This is a genomic window from Hydrococcus rivularis NIES-593 (assembly GCF_001904635.1).
In the GTDB taxonomy this organism is placed as follows: domain Bacteria; phylum Cyanobacteriota; class Cyanobacteriia; order Cyanobacteriales; family Microcystaceae; genus Hydrococcus; species Hydrococcus rivularis.
In genome coordinates, this window is the sequence record NZ_MRCB01000019.1 from 40,200 (window position 1) to 61,842 (window position 21,643).

The following is a 21,643-nucleotide window of genomic DNA, read 5'->3' on the forward strand; positions in this document are numbered from 1 at the left end:
GGAAGTTTGACACAATTAGAGATGTCGATAGCCAGTTATTTATTTACAATTGAAATCTGTTTGACGAGATAAAGTTAAAGACTTAACCGATACACAACGAGTAACAAGCTTGCGAAAAGCTTATCCTTAGAAGGCATTTTACAGCAAACAAAAGCTAACGTTGAAAAACTCTAAAATCAATTCCCCCTTTCTCTCAAAGTAGCGGTTTAATAGAATTTAAGTCATGTTATCTTTATACAGCTATATTTTGTTTGGGAAAGTAACAATTAGTTTTACAAAATTCATTACTTCTGTGTGAAAAACAATGCCCCAACCCAGCAACCCTTTTCAATTTTCTCAACCCGAACCCGTTCCGGCTCAGACGGATTGGTCAGTCAGCAATTTCGAGCAAGCCTTTCGGCTGATCGACTCGCTCATTCCTAAAGCAGCTTGCCTTTACCATCAGTTTTTACCGCTATCGCTAGTCGAGAAGCATCTGACTCTGGGGATGGTAAACTTGAAAGATGCGGCAGCGCTCGATTACGTCCGGTCCCTTTTATCTTCCGGCGACTATTGTCTAAAAATTCAGCCCATAGATTCTAAAACGCTGCAACTCATTCTTTCTGCTCATTCAAACTCTCTGCAAGCAGCTCCTTCAGACCTCCAAGACGCGAAGTTGACGCAACAACAGATTCCCCAACTTCCAACTAATTTCAATGCCCAGCCAACGCTAATTCATGACGCGATCGCGTTGGAACGACCAAATGCCGACTCCGCAACTCATTTCAACAATCACTCGGCACTAATTAACGAGCGAGCGACGCTAATCGTTGATAACCCAGAAGACCTATCGCCCAGCTTGGCAGACAGTGCTTCCGATGCTTTCCCTCCCCCTCCATCTGCTACTAACTTTAACGAACAACCGACTCTAATTGTCGATGGTCTAGATGAGCTACCCCCAGAGCTAGCAGAGAGGATGTTCGGTTCGGCTTCGCCCCAAAACGCTAATTCGCCAGCGGAAAAGCTATCCGATGTCGCTTCCCAACCGCTATTGGAAGTACAAACCTACTCGACGTCGCAATCTCTTGACTTTCTGGCGAAATTGTCGCCCCAAAAGCTATGGCAAGAATTATTGACTCGAGTGCTCAGCGAAGGGATCGGGCGACTCTATTTTGAACGACATCCCCATCACGGACGCATTTTTTGGAGTAAAAATGGCGTTTTGCAGTTGTCTTTGGAAAAAGTAACGCCATCGGTTTTCCAGGGCACGATCGACGAGTTTAAGCGATTGCTCAAGCTACCCGCTACGCCGCTTCAACAAGCGAGAAAAGGAGAACTAGAACGATACTATCGGCAAGAACGTTTGTTACTGCGCTGGCAGGTCATACCGGGTAAATACGGGGAGGAAGGAACGCTGCAAGTGTTGCGAGGCAAAGCATCGGAGTTGTATCAACAGCGGCAAATGGATGAATTAGGACAGCAAGCCTTGCGATTGGCTGAAAGCTTGGAGAGAAAATTAAGACAAATTCAAGCGATGTCTAAAATTAATCCTACTCGACTAGAGATGCTTCCTTCTCTGCGCCAGATCCACGAAAAAATCCATCGATCTTTAAAAGATTTAGAGAAATATTAGTTTTTCATGAGTGACAATTTATCTGTCGCGATCGCAATCTGTAGTTAGTTTTAAGAGAAAGTATCTACTCTCCCTTTCCATCAATCTTTTAAATGTTAACCCATTCAAACTCTCAAGTTTTGCTCGATCTTCTCCTCGATCGCCTCTCTACCTCCAGCCAGCAACGCCTAACTTTTGCTGACTATATGGACTTAGTTTTATACCATCCCCAGTATGGCTATTACTCCTCCGGGACAGTCGAGATTGGCGCTAGCGGAGATTTTTTTACTTCCTCTTCTTTAGGAGGAGATTTTGGTGAGTTGCTCGCCAAGCAATTGGCTGAAATGTGGGAAATTTTAGGATGTCCCAACCCTTTTTTATTAGTAGAATTGGGTGCGGGATCGGGATTATTAGCTTCAGATATTTTGTCCGAGCTACAACAAAATTATTTAGACTGCTTCAAGGTCATCGAATATATTATTATCGAACAGGCAAAAGGATTAATCGCTCGGCAACAAAATTTATTAAAGCCATGGCGCGATCGCGGTCTAAAACTCTTCTGGAAATCGTGGCAGGAGATTCCAGAAGATTCAATTGTTGGCTGTATTTTTAGTAACGAATTAGTCGATGCGCTGCCCTTCCATCAAATCGCGATCGCGCAAGGTCATTTAAAAGAAGTCTACGTCACTCATTCCCAAGGCAGATTGATAGAAACGATCGACGAAATTTCAACGCCCAAGCTGAGGGAATATTTTAACCTAGTCGGCGTTGACTTGCCCTCTGATTCATATCCAGAGGGCTATAGAACAGAAGTCAATCTAGCGGCTCTAGACTGGTTGAAAACAGTGTCTGACAAGTTAAAGCGCGGCTATCTTTTGACCATCGATTATGGCTATAGCGCTCGACGTTACTATAATCCCCAACGGTATCGAGGCACTTTGCAATGTTACTACCAGCATCGCCGTCACGACGATCCCTACATAAATATCGGCTATCAGGATATTACCGCCCATGTAGACTTTAGCGCTCTAGAACGTCAGGGACAATTGTGCGGGTTGTCCAAGATCGGATTCACGCAACAGGGAATGTTTTTAATGGCATTGGGATTGGGCGATCGCCTACGGGAGCTGTCTAGCGGAAAATACAATGTCGAGCAAATTATCAAGCGTCGCGACGCACTGCATCAGTTAATCGATCCGGCTGGGTTGGGAGGATTTGGCGTGTTGATTCAAGAGAAAGGCTTGACAGAACAAGAAAGAGCGCGACCTCTCAAGGGGCTGATGCAACCCGAATAGTTTTAAATTAATGGCTACTTGACGACTTTAAATTAACAGAAATTAGGCGCAAAAGCAAGCAGCTAAGGCTAGAATAAACCAAAATTGCTACTAAAGTAGCAAAGTAGTCGCCGTTAAGTCGAACTCCAATGATACAATCTTTAAGGCTTCTATAACTTCGATCGATGGCATCAACTCGCGCAAGAATTGCAGTAGACGCTATGGGAGGGGATTACGCTCCTCAGGAAATCGTCGCTGGAGCAATTAGAGCCGCCGCAGAATTAGATGTAGAAATTCTGCTGGTAGGCGAACCAGAGCGGCTCGAATCCTCCCTCAAGCAACATACCACCACTAGCAATATCAATATCGAAATCGTTCCTGCTAAAGGTGTAGTCGGCATGCACGAAGAACCGGTAGTGGGAATTCGACGCAAACCCAATGCGTCGATTAACGTGGCGATGAATTTGGTTAAAGAAAAACGAGCCGATGCAGTCGTGTCGGCAGGGCATTCCGGTGCGGCTATGGCAGCGGCATCGCTGCGCTTGGGTCGTCTCAAAGGCATCGACCGTCCGGCGATCGGGGCAGTCTTTCCGACGATGCTGGCAGGAAAATCGGTCATCATCCTCGATGTTGGGGCTAACGTAGACAGCCGTCCCAAGTACTTAGAACAATTCGCCTTGATGGGGACGATTTATAGTAAGTACGTACTGGGTGTCGAAGAACCAAAAGTAGGCTTGCTCAATATTGGGGAAGAACCCTCAAAAGGCAACGATCTAGCTTTGCGAACTTATCAACTGCTAGAAACCAACGGACAAATCCCCTTTATCGGCAATGCTGAGGGGAGAGACGTCCTGTCGGGCCGCTTCGATGTAATCGTCTGCGACGGTTTTGTGGGCAATATTTTGCTCAAATTTGCCGAAGCCGTCGGGGAAATTATGCTGCAAATCGTGCGAGAAGAGTTACCCCAAGGATTGCGGGGTCAGATCGGAACGGCAATTTTGAAGCCAAATTTACGGCGAATCAAGCAGCGCATCGACCATGCCGAACACGGCGGCGCATTGTTGTTTGGGGTGGCTGGCGTTTGTATTATTAGCCACGGCAGTTCTCAAGCTCCCTCAATCTTTAATGCCATTCGCCTCGCTAAAGAAGCGAACGACCATCAAGTGCTCGATCGCATTCAGGGATATAAAGAAAGATCCACAAAAGACGGCGATCGAGTCTCAGAAACCTCACTCGGCGGGAACAGCGAGCAGTAAAGATTGTCATTCGTCGTTGGTCGATGGGAAGACAACCAAGGACAAATGGCAAACATCGCTGATAACTGAAAAAAAGGGAGAAAGGCATTGAAAGCACAAGGGGCAGGCATCGCAATTGCCGGAAGCGGTTCGGCAACACCAGCACAGATTCTCGATAACCACGACCTCAGTCAAATGGTCGAAACGTCTGATGAATGGATTAGAAGCCGAACGGGAATAGGAAGGCGACACCTAGCTGCCGCTTCTAGCTCCCTGAGCGAACTTGCCGCTAAAGCGAGTCAAGGCGCGATCGCGATGGCAGGTCTTAGTGCCTGCGATCTCGATTTGATCGTCTTGGCGACTTCTACTCCCGACGATTTGTATGGAAGCGCTTGTCAAGTACAAAGCTTGCTAGGAGCTACCAAAGCTGTTGCCTTCGATCTCACGGCTGCTTGTTCGGGTTTTGTCTTCGGTCTAATTACTGCCTCTCAATTCATTCGCACGGGAGTTTATCACAACGTTCTCGTCATTGGGGCAGATGTCAATTCTCGCTGGCTCGATTGGTCGGATAGAAGCACCTGCGTTCTCTTTGGCGACGGCGCAGGAGCAGTGGTATGTCAAGCGATCGAAAATGGCGATCGCCTTTTGGGATTTGAAATGCATAGCGATGGCACTCAAAATGGCTCTCTCAATCTAGCTTATCGAGGAGAGCCAAAAATTCTCAAAGAAGATATCGCGATCGCTTCCGGAACTTATCAACCAATTTCAATGAACGGTCGAGAAGTTTACCGCTTCGCCGTCGAAAAAGTCCCGGAAGTCATTGAAAAAGCGCTCTATCGCGCTAACCTCGCAGTTGAGGAGATAGATTGGCTCATTCTGCATCAAGCCAATCAACGAATCATGGATGCCGTTGCTAGCCGTCTTAAAATTCCTAGCGAGAAAGTCATTAGCAATCTTGCCGAATATGGCAATACTTCTGCTGCTTCCATTCCCATCGCCCTCGACGAAGCAGTACGACAAGGAAAAATTCAACCGGGCGATACCATTGTCACTTCTGGTTTTGGCGCGGGACTGACCTGGGGAGCAGCGATTTTTCAATGGGGAAAATAAGAGATGGGGAACCCGGAGAGTGGGGGACATACTTCCGAGTTCCGAGTTCCGAATTCCGACTTCTGCTACTAATCCCCTATCCAAAATCCAAAATTCAATAACAAATAACAGATGAAAACAGCGTGGGTATTTCCAGGACAAGGTTCGCAAGCAGTAGGAATGGGAGTCGATCTCGAAGATCTCCCAGCGGCTAAAGCCCAATTCGATCGCGCCGAACAAATATTGGGCTGGTCTGTTTTAGAAATGTGCCAAGGCGAGGAAGAGCAATTATCTCGCACCCTCTACACCCAACCTTGCCTGTATGTTATCGAAAGCATTCTAGCCGATCTATTGATGGAGAGAGGACAGTTTCCCGATTTCGTTGCGGGTCACAGTTTAGGAGAATACATTGCCCTGTATGCAGCGCGAGTCTTTGATTTTGAAACTGGGTTGCGACTGGTCAAGCATCGCTCCGAACTCATGGATGCTGCGGCTGGCGGTAAAATGGTAGCGATGATGAAATTTGACCGAGAAACGCTAGAAAAGGTCGTTGAAGCCACCCCAGATGTCGTCATCGCTAACGATAACAGTCCCGAACAAGTTGTCATTTCTGGAACGCCAGAAGCTGTCGATTCGGTTCTCTCTCAAGTTTCAGCCAAACGTGCCGTTGGTCTGAAAGTCTCCGGTGCGTTTCACTCGCCGATGATGGCACCAGCCGCCCAACAGTTCCAAGAAATCTTAGAGTCAGTTACCTTTAGTGATGCCAAAGTTCCTGTCCTATCAAACGTCGATCCTGTGCCTGCCACTAAAGGAACTGAGATAAAAATGCGCCTGATAAAGCAGATGACTGGAACGGTTCGCTGGCGAGAAATTATGCTGCAATTGCCAAAAGAAGGAGTTTCTCAAGCTGTAGAGGTGGGACCCGGCAAAGTATTGACTGGCTTGATTAAGAGAATTTGTCCCGATCTAAAACTAAAAAATGTCGGCAGCTTAGCAGACATAAGTTGAAGTCTCAAGATTGGGGATGGGGAGGTCACAATTTAGCCGTTGGCTATCTAGCGATCGCTAAGGCTAAACTATTTTCAAGGTGCCCTATAGACAGACAAGATGACAGATCGACCCGATTCCAGTCAAACTCCCAATCCCTCTAAAACGCTTCAGGATCGAAATGGCAATCCAAATTCTGCCTCTCAAGCTTCATCGGGCGATTCCTTTTCAACTTCAACAGAGCAAGCAAATATCGTTATCCCTCCCCCTCAAATCCCTTCCCAACGCAAACCACTCTACTTGCAAGAGGTAGACTCATCTAATCCCTGGCTGCTACTAGCAACCGTGGCAGTCATGGGCATAGGCTTATGGTCTAATGTAGCTTGGATAGGGTTTTCTGGCGCATTAGTTGCCCTGTTTCTCTCACTACGAGTGATTTTGCCATCCCTACAAGGCTGGATTAGCCGATATCTAACGCCTAACGAGCGAAGGACGGTGTTTGGATTTATCGTTTTTCTGCTGGCAGTGGCTAGTTTAATCAAGTATTTTGGGTTCTATAGAATTATAAGCAATTGGCTCAATAATTTTAAGTACGATGAATTTGGCTCTTGGGCAGAATGGGTGGGAGCGTTGGGTCAGATTATGATTGCGATTTTGGCGGTCTATGTAGCTTGGGAACAGTATGTTATTTCCAAAGATTTAACGATTCAACAAAACCGAATTACGCAACAGCAGACGATTGATGCTTATTTTCAAGGAATTTCTGACCTAGCTCTCGATGAAGAAGGTTTGCTAGAAGATTGGCCCCAAGAACGAGCGATCGCAGAAGGACGTACCGCCGCTCTTATGAGTAGCGTAGACGCGACAGGAAAAGCCAAAATTTTACGTTTCTTATCTCAATCTAAATTATTAACGCCGATTGCGCGCGATCGCTACTTGGGCAGACCGATTCTCGACGGTTCCGGCGGCTATGCAGAGGATCGCTCCCAGGGAATACGGGTCATTAATTTAGGTGTCATGTTAGCACTAGCCGATCTTGCCGGACAGGATTTGCGCTGGACGGATTTAAGCGAAGCCAATATGGTTCGCGCTAATTTGAGCTACTGCGATCTCGTCAAAGCTAATCTCTCCCGCACAATTTTATATGAAGCCAATCTCCGGGGAGCCGATCTCAAGGGAGCGCGATTATTCTACGGTTCCGTTGAAACCGCCAGTCCTCGGAGTCGTAATGCTCCTGCCAACTACCAAACGGGTGCTCATACGGGAACAGTTATCGAAAATGCCGATCTCACGGGCGTTCAAAATCTCAGCGAGGAACAGCGCTATTATTGCTGCGCTTGGGGAGGAGAAAAAACTCGCTCGACAATCCCCGGCGGTTGCGAAGGAATTCCCAATCAGTTAGGTCGTTAAAGATACAATTTTTAATTACTATCTAAGGGAGAGATTAGGCGATAACCTAGCAGTAAGTTTTTGACCCACCAAAATCGATCGCGCTAGCCGTTTGGCTGCATTAATTACCAGTTCGGATGCGTTAGCGATCGCGTCGCCAAGGGTACAAGGTGCATCCAGAATACTTTCAAATGAGTCGATGCCATGCTCGAAATTTATTGCTACATCCTTGCCGATAGTTCCCGCTAATGCGATCGTGGGTAGTTGATATTGCTTAGCTCGTCGCGCCACTTCTACAGGAATTTTGCCGCGCGGCGTTTGAAAGTAAATACTTCCTTCGGCAGTAATCACCAGATCGGACTGACTCAGCAGTTCGTCTAATTCTAGAGATGTTGGTGAATGCGGCTAAACATCTTACCAACTTTTTAGTCAAAAATCATAGATCTCGAAGGTTTTTGTGTGGCACTTTTGTTGCAGCTTTACAACTTTTCACTCGACGGGCGTTCGATCTTGCCCTCGCTGTAACCTAGTTGGTACAGAGTAGCTGCCCGCGAATCATCCTCTGGCGGAGACATAGGTTTTCCAGCCCAGGCATCAGCTTTCCCCAGGTTAAACCAGTCTTCATCAGTCAGGAAGACATTCGATGCATTCGTCGTTGTCTTATTCATATTTACCTCCTAAAGCTTGCTGTTGCTGGATTAGGAATTAATCGCTTCTGCTAGATCCTAACTAGCAATTTAGTTACCTGCTAAGTAGTTCCAATAAGGAATTGGCTAGGAAACCCCGCGCAGTTTGCGGGTATTTTCGACTAAGCTTTGCGCGAATTGGTCGAATCGCTGGGAGAGTTTTTCATCCAACAGTTTTCCTTCACCATTGAAGGCTTTCCAAGCTTGTCCGATCGCGATTTGTTCGGGTATTACCCAAGCATGTACCCATCTCATAATCGTGCGCATATCGTTGAGGGCGTTACTGTTGGATTGTCCTCCCAAAACGCTAATCAATCCCGTCACTTTGTCGGATAGCTCCTCAAATCCCATTAAATCGAGTGCATTCTTGAGAACGCCGCTGACGCTGCCGTGATACTCTGGCGTGACTAAAATCAGTCCGTCTGCTTCCCGAACTGCCTTTTGCAGTTTCTCTACATCTGGATGGCCTGGATACTCGTCCCCGCCGTTGCAAAAGGGAAGAGACATCTCTCTAAGGTCGAGTATTTCTACTTCTGCACCCAAAGCACGCACTCGCGTTGCTGCTAGATCGAGTGCTTGAGCGCTATAGGATTCAGGGCGCAAACTACCGCTGATACCGACAATTTTGACCATGAGTTCGATCGCTCCATCTGGTACGAGAGTTTGGCTATTAAAATGAAGTCGTTATGACTACATAGAGACTAACGAATTCGATCGCGTTCTGTCAAGCTAAATAAAGTAGTGAAAGGTTCGGGAATCCGTCCCTGATAGATTGTGGAAATAAATTAATTGATGAATTTATCAACGAATTTTGACTGTTGTTGGTCATATCGATCGATAGGAGTCAAAACAGAAAATTCTATGCCTTGTTACAGAAAATGTAACGTTTTAGCTGTATAGGTTTTAAAACAGGCATACTAGAGCAGAAGTTGAGCGATCGCAAAATAATGCTGTTTAAAGATGCACGCGACTATCAAATTCTTTTTCTTTCAGGCTTCCTATTTTTGGGGATTCTTACGAGGGACTGGACGCTGCGGTTGGATCTTATCGGCATGCTTTTGTTGAGTTGCTTACTGACTCAGGCGTTTTTGTCTTTACTGGTTAACGCGACCCAAGAAAAAAATGGTCAGTATACGCGACAGTATCATTACGATAATCAATTTTATCATTTAAAAAATTTCCTGTCTATTTTTTCATTGCGGAGTGCAACAATTACTGCTTTGGGATTATGTTTGTTGCTGCGAGGAAATCACTGGACGACGATAGCGATCGCGGGATGTTTGGCTATTGCCAGTAAGTTTATTTTTCGCTTTCGAGAAAAGCATTTTTTCAACCCCGCCAATTTTGGCATTATTGCCACTTTGATTCTGACCGATGATGCCTGGGTTTCTCCCGGACAATGGGGAACGGATTGGTGGTATTTGCTATTGTTTGCTGGAACGGGAGGAATCATTTTAAAACGAGTAGGGCGGTGGGATACTTCGGCAGCATTTTTATTGACTTATATTGGTTTGGAAGCGATCCGAAATTTTTGGCTGGGATGGAGTTTAGATGTTCTGCAACATCAATTAACGAGCGGAAGTTTATTGCTGTTTGCTTTCTTTATGATTACCGATCCTCGTTCCATTCCTAACGCTACTATTAGCCGCATTATTTGGGCTGTTAGTATTGCTATTTTAACCTTTATTCTTCAACATGCTTTCTATCTATCTACTGCTGTCTTTTGGGCTTTATTTAGCCTCTCACCTTTGACAATAATTTTAGATTCAATTTGGTCTGCATCTAGATTTTCTTGGCAGTCAACCTCGGTCGGTCGTCTAAATCTCGATCGAGTTTTTTAACAAGTAAAACTAGCAATAAAAATAATCCTAATGAAAATTAAGCGACTATTTATTACATTGATTCTACTCGCGATCGCGGTAATTTTTTTTCCCGAACCTGCCTGGGCTTTTTGTGGATTTTACGTTGCTAAAGCGGATGCTAAATTATACAACAAATCCTCTCAAGTAATTATTGCTCGAAATGGCGATCGCACGGTTTTAACGATGGCGAATGACTATCAAGGCGAGATCGAAGATTTTGCTTTAGTCGTTCCCGTTCCCGTTGTTTTAACTCAAGAACAAGTGCAAGTTGGCGACCCCAAAATTATCGAACGATTAGATGCATTTAGCGCACCGCGATTAGTAGAATATTTCGATTCCGATCCTTGTGGAATTAACGTTCGACCAGAAGATATGCTATATCGAACGCGAGGAGGTGCAGTAGCGGTTCCTCAAAGCAGAGAAAAAACCGATAATGCTTTAGGCGTAACGGTAGAACAACAATTTACTGTTGGCGAATACGACATTGTCATTCTTAGCGCTAAAGAATCAAATGGGCTAGAAACTTGGTTAAAGCAAAATGGCTATAAAATTCCTAGCGCTGCGAGTCAATTATTACGTCCTTACATCCGAGGGGGACTGAAATTTTTTGTCGCTAAAGTCAACCTACAAGAATATGCCAATACGGGATTTAAATCGCTACGTCCCCTAATGATGGCTTATGAATCTCCCAAATTTATGTTGCCGATTCGTCTGGGGATGGTAAATGCCAAAGACGAACAAGATTTAATTGTTTACTTACTTTCCCCCAAAGGGCAAATTGAATTAACTAATTATCGAACTATCAAAATTCCGTCAGATGTAGAAGTTCCTGAATTTATCGCACAAGAATTTAAGAATTTCTATCAGGCGATGTTTAAAAAATCTCACGAACGGGCAGGAAAAAAAGTAGCTTTTCTCGAATATACTTGGGACATGAACAATTGCGATCCCTGTTCGGCTCAACCTCTAAATTCAGAAGAATTAAAACAAGCAGGCGTTTTTTGGTTGAATTCCGATCGCTTATCTAATGTATTTATTACTCGACTGCGCGTCCGCTATGCTCGCGATAAATTTCCAGAAGATTTACAGTTTCAAGAAACAGCCAACCATCAATTATTCCAAGGACGTTATATTATTCATCACCCCTATCGAGAAGAAGCTAACTGCGATGCAGCAAAAGACTACTATCAGTCAGTAAAAAAACGACAGGAAAAAGAAGCGCAAACATTAGTTCAATTGACGGGATGGAATATTAACGAAATTCGTAAAAAGATAAATTTTGTAGAGTCCAAACAAAATGCTTGGTGGAACAGTATCTGGCGTTAAATCAGCGATCGCGAATAGTTGCTAACTAATTTGATGTTTGGAATTGGCGTTATCGACGTCATCTTCATCCTCAAGAGAAGCAAATTTCTCTTCTAGGCTATCTGTCACTGAAGCGCTCGTTAATTGCGATCGCGCTTCGAGTTCGAGAATTTTAGTCTCTATCTGCTCGAGAACGCTCACAGAACTTGCACTATTAAGATTACTTGTTATTTCGTGAATTTTTTGAGTTGCCATAGCCGAGCGCAAGCGAGCAATATAAAGATTTTTCTTAGCTTTGGCTTCGGTGTATTTATGCTCTAGAGTTCGCAAATCTTTTTTAAGCTTGCCGACTACTTCGTTTTGTCCCTCTAGCTGAGCTTGTAAAGATTGGGCTTGCTTTTGATAGGATTGGCGCTGAAGCAGCGCTTCTTTTGCCAAGGCTTCGTTTCCTTTTTCCAAAGCGATTTGAGCGCGTTCGTACCATTTCTGGCTCGCCTGTTGATAATTAGCGATATATCGTTCTGTGCTTTTTTGCGTCGCGATCGCTTCTGCTAACGCCCTTCGCATTTCAATCAACTCTTGTTCCATATTCATAACAGCCTTCTCCAGAATTTTTTCTGGATCTTCAGCTTCACTTACCAGGCTGTTCATCTGTGCGCGAAGCACTCGTCCCATACGCTCCAGCCAGCCCATAACTCTACTCCGCTAACAGGATTAGTTTAAAGCAATCGCTAAGCTTATCCTATCGCAAACTGTTACTTCTTATCTCCACCGAACCATCATTATTCATCTCTACTAAAGGTCTACCTTTATTTGACGGAGATGCATCGATCGTGGATGGTTGTGGATTGTTAGTAGTTAGTGGTTGGTTGCTAATAGCTGGTTGCTGGCTGCTGGCTGCTGACTCGCCATTTGTCGAATTGAGAATTTGCTCTTTTTGTTGTTGCTGAAAATACCGTATTAACCCGTCAGGATTAAGTTGATTTTGTTTGGCGATCCCTTCGAGACGCGTTTTTTGATAAAGACTGGGAGTCGGTAAATTTTCCGCCTCTAACCGTCTTTGCTCTGCGGCATGACGTTGAGAAAATTCTGCCATGGGATCGGCGTTTTGAGGAAGAGTGGGTACTGTTTGAGCTTGTTGGACTGACTGAGTTGAGGAAATAACTGGAGGTGGAGGAGTTTGAAGCTGTTGAACGTGAGAGGACGGCTGAGGTGGCTGGCTTGGTACTTGCAGGGAAGCCACTGGCAGAGAAGGCGGTAGGGTATAAGTTTGAATGATCTGCTGTGGTTGCACGGAAGGAGGCAGGAGGGCTTGTGTTAGCCTTGGAGTGGGCTTAGCCGCGATCGCTTTTGCTTGAGCGGGAGGAATTTGAGAAGAGGCAGTCGGCGTGCTTGACTTGCCAGCAGAATCGGGTTTGACTTGACTCAAAACCTCTACATCTAAGCGATCGGGTTTTTCGGTCGCTAGGTCAAGGTTTTTAGGGGTGGATAATGTCTGTAGCTGTTGTGTGGATGGAGTCGCGGTTTTTGAAATATCCTGCTCTGCCGTCATCTGGTTTGGACGGCTCAACTGAGAGAAACCGAGAAGAATATTAGCACCCAGCACCAATAGCATAGAAGCAATTGTCCAGGGAGTCATTACATCATCGAGCCAATTGCGATCGCGATCGGGACGTGTCGTTCTTTCTGCTTCTGGAATAGCTTCATAGGATGCGGGAAGGAGTTTGACGACGCGATAAACTTTAACCGATCTTCTCTGAATTGGGTTTCTTTTGACGTTGACGATACTATTGGATGAGGAACGATCGTTTTCTACAATTTCTGCATCTATCGACTGTACCGAGTCTTCAGATGCAGGTGTAGTAGACGAAGTAATTGATGATTTTTCAGGAGAGTTATTTGAATCTGAGCAGTTCATGGATTTCTTCCATTTTTTTAGCAAATCTATTTTGCATTCTATCGGGGGTTGAATTTCTTTGGTTCAGTTTATTACAGCTTTAGTATCTAAAAACAGCCGCAATAATAATTCCGTGAGATTACGCATATTTGTCGAACGCAACTGCTAGAGATCGGTGGAATTACTGAGATGGGCTGAACTTTACCAATTTGTTTTCGGGACTTTTGCACTAGGTATTAACTATGTCTTTCGACTCTCTCGATCGCATTCTTGAAGCGCTTGAAAAACAAGCGGGTTGGGAAATTCAGCAACAGTATCGCCACTTGCTGCAATGCTGGGAAACTGTAGTCGATCCTAAAGTTGTCCGACAAACGCGACCTTTGTATATTGCTCGCAATGTCTTATGGGTAGCGACTTCTAGTTCTGTCTGGGCGCAAAATTTATCTTTTCAGAGGTATTCATTGCTAAAAAAACTAAATGCGCTGTTATCGGAGCCTTTAACCGATATTCGCTTTTCTACGGCTCAATGGCATAATTCTAAGCGTCTTACTGATTCTGCGCCCAAATCGATTAGTCAGGAAAAACATCCTAGCGCGATCGAGATGACCTCTCAACCACCTTTAACAGAGTTCTCCAAAGGGAAAAAAACACCTGAAGCAGCCTTTCAAAGTTGGGCGGCAGTTATTGGAGCGCGATCGCAAAACCTTCCCCTTTGTCCTCGCTGTCAGAGTCCTACTCCGCCTGGAGAACTGGAACGATGGAGTGTCTGTGCCCACTGCATAGCCAAGCAATGGTCTTCCGAAAGCCCGACTACTTTCCAAGAAAATCTATCTTAAATAAGTCTAAAAAAAAATTGAGAAGTCACACTTTTAAGGTATTTTTTAAATCAATCTAAGTAATTTCTATTAAAAATAGTTTAAGTGTTTGTTCTTATTTTAGTCGATCCCCATCATTTTATCCTGAAAAATACTGAATTCGTGTAAACCCATTGGAGTAATAAATTGCTTAGGTTTTTGATTAATTGTATAGTTGTATTAACTAATAATTAAAAAAAACTAAAGATTAAGAATATGTCGGGGATCGCAGAAATCTATACGAGATCGGAGCTTTAACCATGACAACCCTAGTTTCATCAAGAAGGAAAATAGAATCAAGGGCGGAGATAAAGCTCTATCAAAGGCTATCGTTTGACAGAAACTTATGAAAACAGCCAATTTCTTAACTTCTTCGTGTCGTTACTGCCGTTACTATCATCCAGAAGGGCGTAGAGGGGGCATGTGCCAGCAATTGGGAGTTCCCGTACAGTCTGGTTGGAAGGCTTGCGCTTTAGCAGCCCGACCGTTTAGTGATCCCTGGGAAAGTCTCGAAGAAGTCGTTCATTTAGAAAATTCTTTGACGTTGAAACATCCGGCTGAATGCACTTCGGTTATTACTTCAAGTACAACACCCGATCTCGAATCAAAACAACCTGCAACAGTTTAAGCAACTATTTTCCCTAACTTGGCAAGATATATATTGAGTTTTCAAATCTTCTTTAAAAATTTAGCACTTACGATCGCACCTTATTTTTAACCAAGGTGCGATTTTAGTTTTTGTTATTGATCCTTTGTCATTGGTCATTTGTCATTTGTTAGTGGTTAGTGGTTATACCAATTTTCAGGTTTTCGCGATCGACATTCTTCTCCCCTCTCCCAAATAGGGAGAGGGGTTGGGGGTGAGGGCGATCGACCATCTCTGTCATTAATGAATGAAAAATGATATTAGTCGTTAATTGTTTCCCCATCTCAGAAGTCCTCTTATCCCTCAAGGTAGCCAAGGGTATTTGCGAAAATCGGGCGAGCGTTTTTCGAGAAAAGCTTGTTTTCCCTCTGCGCCTTCTTCGGTCATGTAATAGAGTAGCGTTGCATTGCCAGCCAATTCTTGCAACCCAACTTGACCGTCGCAATCGGCATTAAAGGCAGCTTTGAGACAACGAATCGCAATGGGACTTTTCTCTAAAATCTCATTTGCCCATTGAATACCTTCTGCCTCCAATTGCTCGACTGGGACGACACAATTCACCAAACCCATATCTAAAGCTTGAGCTGCCGTATACTGACGACAGAGAAACCAAATTTCTCTAGCTTTTTTTTGTCCGACGATGCGAGCGAGATAGCTAGCACCAAATCCACCGTCAAAACTGCCAACTTTAGGACCAGTTTGTCCAAAAATGGCATTATCAGCAGCTATGGTTAAGTCACAAACCAAATGTAAAACGTGACCGCCACCAATTGCATATCCAGCAACCAGGGCGATTACAACTTTGGGAATAGAACGAATCAGGCGTTGCAAATCGAGGACGTTTAAGCGAGGCACGCCATCGTCATCAATATAGCCTGCCTCTCCCCTGACGCTTTGATCTCCGCCAGAACAAAAGGCATATTTGCCGTCGGTGTGGGGTCCTGCCCCTGTCAGTAAAATAACGCCAATGTGACGATCTTCGCGGGCATCGCAAAAGGCATCATAGAGTTCAAAAACGGTTTTAGGGCGAAAAGCATTGCGTTTGTGAGGGCGATTAATAGTAATTTTCGCAATGCCTTCAAACTTGTGATACAGAATATCTTCGTAGGTTTTAGCAGTTTGCCATTCAACTTGCATAAGAGGCGGTCATTTCTATCGCTTTGGCAATCTTACCGCAAAGCGCGATCCGCTTAATATTTGCCTCAATTGATAAGAAAAAAATTCTGCACTCGATCGCAAGTTTTGAGAGAACATCTGAAAAGTCCATATTCTCTACTTTTGGGACAACCTATGAGGAGTCACATTACAGAAATCTTTATATTTCGTTAGACTTGACTGAATTACACTTTTTTGCTGTCTTTTAAATCTAAAAAATTAGACTTTGGCTATCGCTGCTATTTTATACTTTATATTTTATGTTAAAATCGAGCTTTTTATGCCGTATTTTACAGCTCCCATTGATTTAATTTTTAGTTTATATATTATAGATTTTATTTCTTTAATCATCGGCATAAATAAAGTCAAATACCTAGTCTAGTCTTTTTAGCCTGTTATTTGATTTTTTTTTTACATAACATCTATAAATCTCAAGAATTTATTGTTTATCAAAAGAATTTTATTCATGGTAGAGCGCAGATCGCTCATTTTTTGAAGAACTATGCCCAACAAGACGTTCCCGATCGCGTTACTTTATTTTTTCCTTATGTTAAAGGAGAGCCTACTCTTTACTTTCTCTCTAGTTTTTTGGAATATAAAAAACTTCGACTCGCTAAGCCTCAATTCGCTGAATCTAAAGATGAAACTATTTTTATTCTCAAGAGTCCTCTAAAATTCCCTAAGAATAATCTATGCGTTGCTTGGGAGCGCGACCATTATTGTTATCACGCAAAAGTGCCTCAAACAGGTGACTTAATTGTAATTCTGCCAGAGAACAAGATTTCACCAGAAGCTCTCAAAGAGTTGCAGCAGCATGAAACTCTCTTGTTTCACTATCAATCTCTTCCTTTTAGCCCTCAGATGGATACCTACATTTTCAGAAAAAAATAAAATATTAATTTTTTCTTAAGAAATCAGCAATTTTATCCAAGCGATCCTTACATAAACCGAACAACTCCTGTCAATTGCTCATTTGAGATAAATACTAGATTAAAAAATATAAATTCAATGGGGATCGACATTGACAAGAGAGATATGGCTCGTTAACATATGAAACGTACTTATGAAATTTATCAAAAAAAACTAATTAGTCGCTAAAAAATAACTAACCAACTTCTTTTCAAAATTAGTTGTCACGGAATTAAAAGGTTTTAAGATGACTAAAATTCAACAAGTTCGCTGCCCAAATTGCGGCAGTCCTGCAAAACGATTTTATTTTTTAAACAACCAAATTACAGAAACTTCCTGTCCGGTTTGCGATTACTTAATGGTGAACTGCTCCGTTACGGGTAAAGTGTTAGAGTCCTACGCACCCGGCATTGCAATGATGGACGCATCGCGATGCACCCCTATACCCACCCCTCTATCTCCGTTATCCGTAGCCACTTTTAACTGAAATCGAATTAAACTTTCGATGCTCGCAACTGTCCGCAAGCTGCATCAGTTTCCAACCCGCGAGAGTAGCGAACGCTAACGGCAATACGTTTTTGTCCTAAGATATCCGCAAAGGCTTCGATGCGTTGGCGATCGGGACGCTGATAATCTGCTTCTTGAATTGGATTATAGGGAATCAGATTGACGTGGGTTTGGAATCCCCGCAGCAGTTTAGCCAACTCTAGCGCGTGTTCCGGTAAGTCGTTTGTGCCTGCTAGAAGAATATATTCAAACGTGACTCGCCGTCCCGTTATGCGAACGTATTCCCGACAGTCGTCAATGAGATTATCTAGAGTATAGTGCTTGGCACTGGGAATGAGTCGTTCGCGCAACCGTTGGTTAGAAGCGTGAAGGCTAACCGCCAAGGTCACTTGCAGGTGATGTTGGGCAAGCTGGCGAATTTTGTTGGGGATGCCTACTGTAGAGATAGTCAGCGATCGCTGTCCGATTCCCACATCTCGATTCAAGCAGTGAACCGCAGCGACGACTTCATCGAGATTCAGAAGCGGTTCTCCCATCCCCATAAAAACCACGTTAGTAACCCGTTGCCTAAAGTCTTCTTGTACGGTCAAAACCTGATCGACAATTTCATGCGACTTTAGATTGCGGATGAATCCGCCTTTCCCCGTCGCACAAAAATCGCACGCCATCGGGCAACCGACTTGAGAAGACACGCAAACGGTAAGGCGTTCTAGGGATTTTGGATTAATTGTCTTCCAGTCTCCTCTCCCAGTCTCCTTGTCTTCCCCTCTTTTGAAGGTGGGAATGCCCACGGTTTCAATAATCAATCCATCGGCGAGACGCAGGAGGTACTTGCGGGTTTTATCTGGGGCAATGCTGCGATAATGGATGGTAGAACGACCAATCGGATAATCTGCAAGCGTTTCACGCCAATGTTTCGGAAAAACGGAGATTTCCCCCAGCGATCGCGCGCCCTTTTCGTACAACCACTGATGGAGTTGCTTGCCGCGATAAGCAGGCTGTCCTTGTTGTTGTACCCATGCGGTTAATTGCTCTAGAGATTTCCCTAACAAAACCTCGTTCTTGTCAGTTGCGATCGATTGCTTCTCAAGCTGGATAGCCATAGTTGCCGATAATGCCGAGCAAATACTAATATGCCCTTCATCTATTGTGACTTATCCGCGCGATTGTCGTTTTTCAACTTCTACGTCCAACTAATTGGCAAACTGGAAGATAAGTGTAGATTAGAAGTATCGGACATCAGTTTTGTTTCTGCATCTAATACCTGCTCTACCTGTTGATAAAGCGCTTCTGCTTGTGCCCAAGAATTGCCGATGCATGTTAATCCTAGCTTACCAAACTCAGATAAAGCTCCCATTAAATGAAACACCGTACCCGTTTTGGTGCTGCTGTCAAAATGCAGGCGATATTTGGCAATGATGTCCATCAAGTCGTGGGGAAGCAATCCTTGATAGTGAGGCTTTTGTAAATTGTCGGAAGCAATATAATATTTTTCCCGGCGATGTTGGCTGTAGAAGAGACCCGTTGTATACTCGTAGTTGCCGTTAGTCAGTAACTTCAACGTCATAAACGGATGGGTCGTTCCCCCCTTGCGCAGGTTAATTTCAATTGCCTGAAGATCCCATTCCGGAGAGTTTCCTGGCTGGCGAACCGCAATAAAATCGACCCCGTACCGTTCCATGGCTCCTCTTCTGGCAAGGGCTTGTCCGACTTTCATTCCCAATTCTTGCAAGCGTAACCGATAGGCATCGTTCGCTGGAAAGCGACAGCCGAGGTAAACTTGACCGTCGGGGCCGCCGAGAATTTGGTCGTGGGTGGAGAGGATTTCTACTTTTCCCGTTGGGTCGATATAGCCTTGGACGCTGGGCGATCGCTTTTCTTCCCCTTCGATAAACGCCTCCACGATCGCTCCCAATTCGGGAAGACGGCTGGAAAAGGTAGCCCAGGTTTCATCTTTGGCTTGAAAACTCAAATTTTCCAGATGCTCGCGCAATACGGCTATTCTCTCGGCTTGGGTTGCCCGTCCCGGCGCGACATGTTGAATCGGTTGTAAATCGAGTACTGCGTTTCCTTCCCCAGAGAAGCCTTCATTGAGTTTAACAACCATTCGTTTTAATTGCGGCTGGCGTTCCCAGAGTCGCACGGCTTCGATTACAAGGTCATCAACCGCCATCACGCACGGACTGCCGTCGGGATGGGGAATCTCGCATTCGGCAAAGATTTCTCGACTGCCGCTTTTTGAACCCCAGTGGAGTAACTCTGGACTAGAAGCCAGTAGAGGAATTCCCAACTGTAGAGACAGTTCGTATTCCAGCCAAGTTGAGTTGAAGCAAACCATGTAGGATTTTCCGGGACGCAGGGCGCGGCGAATGCGTTCGACGAGACGAGGGCGTTCTAAAATTTTTTGAGTCAGGGGTTTGAAAGAACCATCGTAGGTAGTCAGGAGCAGCAGGCGATCGCGAGCGTGAGAAAACGGAATTCCCGGCAGTAGTTGTAGATAATAATCGATAATCATCGGCGATAAGGGTTGCGCCGTGATGTAAACTAATCGAGTATGGGGATTGCGCAGGCGAATCAGAGAAAATAACAGTCGTTCTTCGTAATGAAGAAATCCTGGAATCTTCTGTCCGACTCGTTGGTCGATGCTGAAAGAGGGAATGACTAAAATATCGCAATCGTCTTGTTCAAAAGTATCCACGCTTTGCCAAAGATCGCGCAACTGATTTTGCAATTGCCGAAACCGATCTGTCTGTCTGGAGACAGCACAATTGTCTATTTGCATCTTCCCAAATCAAATGCTCTGCTACCCTGCTATCAGCAATCTTAGCCGCAATCTCATCCTATCGACTAACAAGCGTGACTTTTTCTTAACAATAAATCAAGATGGATTTTCGAGTGAGTAGAATACAGGATTTTTTTCCTCTTCCCCCATCGACAAATTTTGTCTCTCATCTAATATCAAATCCGGTTGAACGACCACAATACCAAGTAGTGCGTCCGCCCTTTTGGGCACTGCGCTTGTCGCAAACGTCCCGCTTGCGACCAAGATGGTCGCACTATATGTTATGAGTAATTAAACGGATTTGAGATAACTGAAAACTACTATAAGTGCTATAGGATGTTTCGCTTCGCGATCGCTACGCTCAACATGACTTTTCATACTTTTGGGACAACCTGTTAGAAATTCCCCTCATTTAGCGGATCGACTTGTAAACCCGTTCTTCCTGATGGTTCAAAGTGAATTTCACATTGGTTGGGATTGGTATTGAAATTACAAGAATAGATCGCTAGACATTTTTGTTGGCGATCGAAGACTCTGAGATTGTATTGATAGTCTCTAGCCACTGTCCCGAATTTGTTAACAAAGCGATAGCGATCCATATAATTTAATAACGACCAAAGTTGTCGATTAACGACTAGATCGATGCGACGTTCCTTGGGGTAGGCTATCCAATTGGTAATTAACCTACCGCCAAAGGGATCGAACTGTTCCTTTGCCCACCAGAGACTGGGAACCGTTAGTGCTTCCTGGGAGATCGTGCGATCGGTAACGACGTTTTTTGTAGTGAGTGGGCTATTTGCCTCTAACAATTCCAAATCCATAGGAACCTCACAGGAAATAGGAGGAGAATTTTGTGCCCAAACGGTTTGGCAGAGAAGGCTTGTTAGAATTGTTAGGATGATGAAACGCGATCGCATGTAAGACAAAATTGCCAGATCTAGATAGATCGTTACATTTTTTTCGCTAGAATTATATTTCCTTCAAGCTTGGCTTCATATGCCGTCAAAGGTTCCTCGGCGGGACCTTGGACTACTTTCCCGTCAGGCGCAAACTGAGAACCGTGGCAAGGGCAGGCAAATAGTTTTTGGTCGGAGTCCCAGCTAACCGTACAGCCAGCATGGGTGCAAGTAGGATTGACGGCATTAACGTTTTTGGGATCGGACGGATTGCGGATGACTAATATCGATCCTCGATCGAATTCTTTATTGAGGATTTGACCTTGTCGATCTAAGTCTGTTATTGTACCGACAGGCGCAAACCCGTCGGCACGGGCAGAATCACTAGAAGAATCTGTCTTGGCGTTTTGACGAGAACAAGCCGCGATCGCAACCGGCAGAGAACTCGCGATCGCACCAACACCAACCCAACCTAAAAATTCACGACGATCCATATCAATTCCGTTTAATCAATGATAAATTGTAGTGCGGGCATCCTGCCCGCGAGCGAGACGTTTGCGCGGAGCGCAGCGCCCAAAA

At 44.6% G+C, this 21,643-nt stretch carries 21 protein-coding genes and 1 pseudogene; 12 read left to right on the plus strand and 10 right to left on the minus strand.

Annotated elements, in window-relative coordinates; translation table 11 throughout:
- The first annotated feature begins 304 nt into the window (after nt 1–304).
- The 6 genes from NIES593_RS15325 to NIES593_RS15350 all read left to right on the plus strand — a co-directional run bounded on the left by NIES593_RS15325 (nt 305) and on the right by NIES593_RS15350 (nt 7,586).
- Nucleotides 305–1,612 (plus strand): hypothetical protein, encoded by a 1,308-nt coding sequence (locus NIES593_RS15325; RefSeq protein WP_073600407.1) that lies wholly within the window; start codon nt 305–307, stop codon nt 1,610–1,612.
- Between the two features lie 92 nt (nt 1,613–1,704).
- Nucleotides 1,705–2,886: a class I SAM-dependent methyltransferase gene (locus tag NIES593_RS15330; RefSeq protein WP_073600408.1), complete on the plus strand. Its 1,182-nt coding sequence runs from the start codon at nt 1,705–1,707 to the stop codon at nt 2,884–2,886.
- Between the two features lie 164 nt (nt 2,887–3,050).
- Nucleotides 3,051–4,121, plus strand: coding sequence for a phosphate acyltransferase PlsX (gene plsX / locus NIES593_RS15335; RefSeq protein ID WP_073600409.1), 1,071 nt, complete (start codon nt 3,051–3,053; stop codon nt 4,119–4,121).
- Nucleotides 4,122–4,208: 87 nt separating this feature from the next.
- Nucleotides 4,209–5,210: a beta-ketoacyl-ACP synthase III gene (locus NIES593_RS15340; protein ID WP_073600410.1), complete on the plus strand. Its 1,002-nt coding sequence runs from the start codon at nt 4,209–4,211 to the stop codon at nt 5,208–5,210.
- Between the two features lie 111 nt (nt 5,211–5,321).
- Complete coding sequence (gene fabD, locus NIES593_RS15345) at nt 5,322–6,197, plus strand: ACP S-malonyltransferase (RefSeq protein WP_073600411.1); 876 nt, start codon at nt 5,322–5,324, stop codon at nt 6,195–6,197.
- A 99-nt stretch (nt 6,198–6,296) separates the two neighbouring features.
- Nucleotides 6,297–7,586: a pentapeptide repeat-containing protein gene (locus tag NIES593_RS15350; protein ID WP_073600412.1), complete on the plus strand. Its 1,290-nt coding sequence runs from the start codon at nt 6,297–6,299 to the stop codon at nt 7,584–7,586.
- Nucleotides 7,587–7,604: 18 nt separating this feature from the next.
- On the opposite strand, the pseudogene NIES593_RS15355 reads toward NIES593_RS15350, so the two are convergent.
- From NIES593_RS15355 to NIES593_RS15365, 3 genes and pseudogenes are all read right to left on the minus strand, one after another.
- Nucleotides 7,605–7,940 (minus strand): annotated as a pseudogene (locus tag NIES593_RS15355) (glycerate kinase); the annotation flags it as partial.
- A gap of 104 nt (nt 7,941–8,044) precedes the next feature.
- Complete coding sequence (locus tag NIES593_RS15360) at nt 8,045–8,233, minus strand: hypothetical protein (RefSeq protein ID WP_073600413.1); 189 nt, start codon at nt 8,231–8,233, stop codon at nt 8,045–8,047.
- Nucleotides 8,234–8,338: 105 nt separating this feature from the next.
- A complete protein-coding gene (locus tag NIES593_RS15365) occupies nt 8,339–8,884 on the minus strand; it encodes an NADPH-dependent FMN reductase (protein ID WP_073600414.1) in 546 nt (181 codons plus the stop codon).
- A gap of 314 nt (nt 8,885–9,198) precedes the next feature.
- Between NIES593_RS15365 and NIES593_RS15370 the strand changes: the two genes are divergently transcribed.
- The gene (locus tag NIES593_RS15370) at nt 9,199–10,092 is read left to right on the plus strand and encodes an RnfABCDGE type electron transport complex subunit D (RefSeq protein WP_073600415.1); all 894 of its coding nucleotides are present in this window, start codon (nt 9,199–9,201) and stop codon (nt 10,090–10,092) included.
- Between the two features lie 30 nt (nt 10,093–10,122).
- Nucleotides 10,123–11,439 carry a DUF2330 domain-containing protein gene (locus NIES593_RS15375; RefSeq protein ID WP_073600416.1) on the plus strand — a complete coding sequence of 439 codons (1,317 nt, stop codon included), beginning with the start codon at nt 10,123–10,125 and terminating at the stop codon, nt 11,437–11,439.
- 21 nt (nt 11,440–11,460) lie between these two features.
- On the opposite strand, the gene NIES593_RS15380 is transcribed toward NIES593_RS15375, so the two are convergent.
- Complete coding sequence (locus NIES593_RS15380; protein WP_073600417.1) at nt 11,461–12,111, minus strand: PspA/IM30 family protein; 651 nt, start codon at nt 12,109–12,111, stop codon at nt 11,461–11,463.
- 49 nt (nt 12,112–12,160) lie between these two features.
- Nucleotides 12,161–13,336, minus strand: coding sequence for a hypothetical protein (locus NIES593_RS15385; protein ID WP_073600418.1), 1,176 nt, complete (start codon nt 13,334–13,336; stop codon nt 12,161–12,163).
- A 221-nt stretch (nt 13,337–13,557) separates the two neighbouring features.
- Here NIES593_RS15385 and NIES593_RS15390 point away from each other — a divergent pair, with 221 nt between their 5' ends.
- Together NIES593_RS15390 and NIES593_RS15395 are read left to right on the plus strand one after the other, a co-directional pair.
- On the plus strand, nt 13,558–14,151 hold the full coding sequence (locus tag NIES593_RS15390) for a DciA family protein (RefSeq protein WP_073600419.1): 594 nt from the start codon (nt 13,558–13,560) through the stop codon (nt 14,149–14,151).
- Between the two features lie 364 nt (nt 14,152–14,515).
- Nucleotides 14,516–14,797, plus strand: a complete 282-nt coding sequence (locus NIES593_RS15395) for a hypothetical protein (protein ID WP_073600420.1) — start codon at nt 14,516–14,518, stop codon at nt 14,795–14,797.
- Between the two features lie 321 nt (nt 14,798–15,118).
- Here the strand turns inward: NIES593_RS15395 and menB are convergent, their stop codons facing one another.
- Nucleotides 15,119–15,952, minus strand: coding sequence for a 1,4-dihydroxy-2-naphthoyl-CoA synthase (menB, locus tag NIES593_RS15400; RefSeq protein WP_073600421.1), 834 nt, complete (start codon nt 15,950–15,952; stop codon nt 15,119–15,121).
- A gap of 510 nt (nt 15,953–16,462) precedes the next feature.
- Here menB and NIES593_RS15405 point away from each other — a divergent pair.
- Nucleotides 16,463–16,861 (plus strand): hypothetical protein, encoded by a 399-nt coding sequence (locus NIES593_RS15405; RefSeq protein WP_139253718.1) that lies wholly within the window; start codon nt 16,463–16,465, stop codon nt 16,859–16,861.
- Nucleotides 16,862–17,126: 265 nt separating this feature from the next.
- Nucleotides 17,127–17,366 (plus strand): hypothetical protein, encoded by a 240-nt coding sequence (locus NIES593_RS15410; RefSeq protein ID WP_073600423.1) that lies wholly within the window; start codon nt 17,127–17,129, stop codon nt 17,364–17,366.
- 7 nt (nt 17,367–17,373) lie between these two features.
- On the opposite strand, the gene rlmN is transcribed toward NIES593_RS15410, so the two are convergent.
- The 4 genes from rlmN to NIES593_RS15430 form a co-directional block, all read right to left on the minus strand.
- Entirely contained in the window at nt 17,374–18,489 is a 1,116-nt protein-coding gene (rlmN, locus tag NIES593_RS15415; protein ID WP_073600424.1) for a dual-specificity RNA methyltransferase RlmN, read from the minus strand.
- A gap of 80 nt (nt 18,490–18,569) precedes the next feature.
- Entirely contained in the window at nt 18,570–20,168 is a 1,599-nt protein-coding gene (locus NIES593_RS15420) for a peptide ligase PGM1-related protein (RefSeq protein WP_073600425.1), read from the minus strand.
- A gap of 395 nt (nt 20,169–20,563) precedes the next feature.
- On the minus strand, nt 20,564–20,989 hold the full coding sequence (locus tag NIES593_RS15425) for a hypothetical protein (RefSeq protein WP_245817537.1): 426 nt from the start codon (nt 20,987–20,989) through the stop codon (nt 20,564–20,566).
- A 128-nt stretch (nt 20,990–21,117) separates the two neighbouring features.
- The gene (locus NIES593_RS15430) at nt 21,118–21,558 is read right to left on the minus strand and encodes a QcrA and Rieske domain-containing protein (RefSeq protein WP_073600427.1); all 441 of its coding nucleotides are present in this window, start codon (nt 21,556–21,558) and stop codon (nt 21,118–21,120) included.
- Between the last annotated feature and the right edge of the window lie 85 nt (nt 21,559–21,643).

Excerpts from the sequence above, each read along its gene's own strand:
- NIES593_RS15370 (WP_073600415.1), top strand. The coding sequence starts at position 9,199 with ATGCTGTTTAAAGATGCACGCGACTATCAAATTCTTTTTCTTTCAGGC.
- NIES593_RS15420 (WP_073600425.1), bottom strand. The coding sequence starts at position 20,168 with ATGCAAATAGACAATTGTGCTGTCTCCAGACAGACAGATCGGTTTCGG.
- NIES593_RS15380 (WP_073600417.1), bottom strand. The coding sequence starts at position 12,111 with ATGGGCTGGCTGGAGCGTATGGGACGAGTGCTTCGCGCACAGATGAAC.
- NIES593_RS15330 (WP_073600408.1), top strand. The coding sequence starts at position 1,705 with ATGTTAACCCATTCAAACTCTCAAGTTTTGCTCGATCTTCTCCTCGAT.
- NIES593_RS15430 (WP_073600427.1), bottom strand. The coding sequence starts at position 21,558 with ATGGATCGTCGTGAATTTTTAGGTTGGGTTGGTGTTGGTGCGATCGCG.
- NIES593_RS15395 (WP_073600420.1), top strand. The coding sequence starts at position 14,516 with ATGAAAACAGCCAATTTCTTAACTTCTTCGTGTCGTTACTGCCGTTAC.
- NIES593_RS15325 (WP_073600407.1), top strand. The coding sequence starts at position 305 with ATGCCCCAACCCAGCAACCCTTTTCAATTTTCTCAACCCGAACCCGTT.
- menB (WP_073600421.1), bottom strand. The coding sequence starts at position 15,952 with ATGCAAGTTGAATGGCAAACTGCTAAAACCTACGAAGATATTCTGTAT.
- NIES593_RS15425 (WP_245817537.1), bottom strand. The coding sequence starts at position 20,989 with ATGGATTTGGAATTGTTAGAGGCAAATAGCCCACTCACTACAAAAAAC.
- fabD (WP_073600411.1), top strand. The coding sequence starts at position 5,322 with ATGAAAACAGCGTGGGTATTTCCAGGACAAGGTTCGCAAGCAGTAGGA.
- NIES593_RS15360 (WP_073600413.1), bottom strand. The coding sequence starts at position 8,233 with ATGAATAAGACAACGACGAATGCATCGAATGTCTTCCTGACTGATGAA.
- NIES593_RS15350 (WP_073600412.1), top strand. The coding sequence starts at position 6,297 with ATGACAGATCGACCCGATTCCAGTCAAACTCCCAATCCCTCTAAAACG.
- NIES593_RS15390 (WP_073600419.1), top strand. The coding sequence starts at position 13,558 with ATGTCTTTCGACTCTCTCGATCGCATTCTTGAAGCGCTTGAAAAACAA.
- NIES593_RS15365 (WP_073600414.1), bottom strand. The coding sequence starts at position 8,884 with ATGGTCAAAATTGTCGGTATCAGCGGTAGTTTGCGCCCTGAATCCTAT.
- rlmN (WP_073600424.1), bottom strand. The coding sequence starts at position 18,489 with ATGGCTATCCAGCTTGAGAAGCAATCGATCGCAACTGACAAGAACGAG.
- NIES593_RS15375 (WP_073600416.1), top strand. The coding sequence starts at position 10,123 with ATGAAAATTAAGCGACTATTTATTACATTGATTCTACTCGCGATCGCG.
- NIES593_RS15385 (WP_073600418.1), bottom strand. The coding sequence starts at position 13,336 with ATGAACTGCTCAGATTCAAATAACTCTCCTGAAAAATCATCAATTACT.
- plsX (WP_073600409.1), top strand. The coding sequence starts at position 3,051 with ATGGCATCAACTCGCGCAAGAATTGCAGTAGACGCTATGGGAGGGGAT.
- NIES593_RS15410 (WP_073600423.1), top strand. The coding sequence starts at position 17,127 with ATGACTAAAATTCAACAAGTTCGCTGCCCAAATTGCGGCAGTCCTGCA.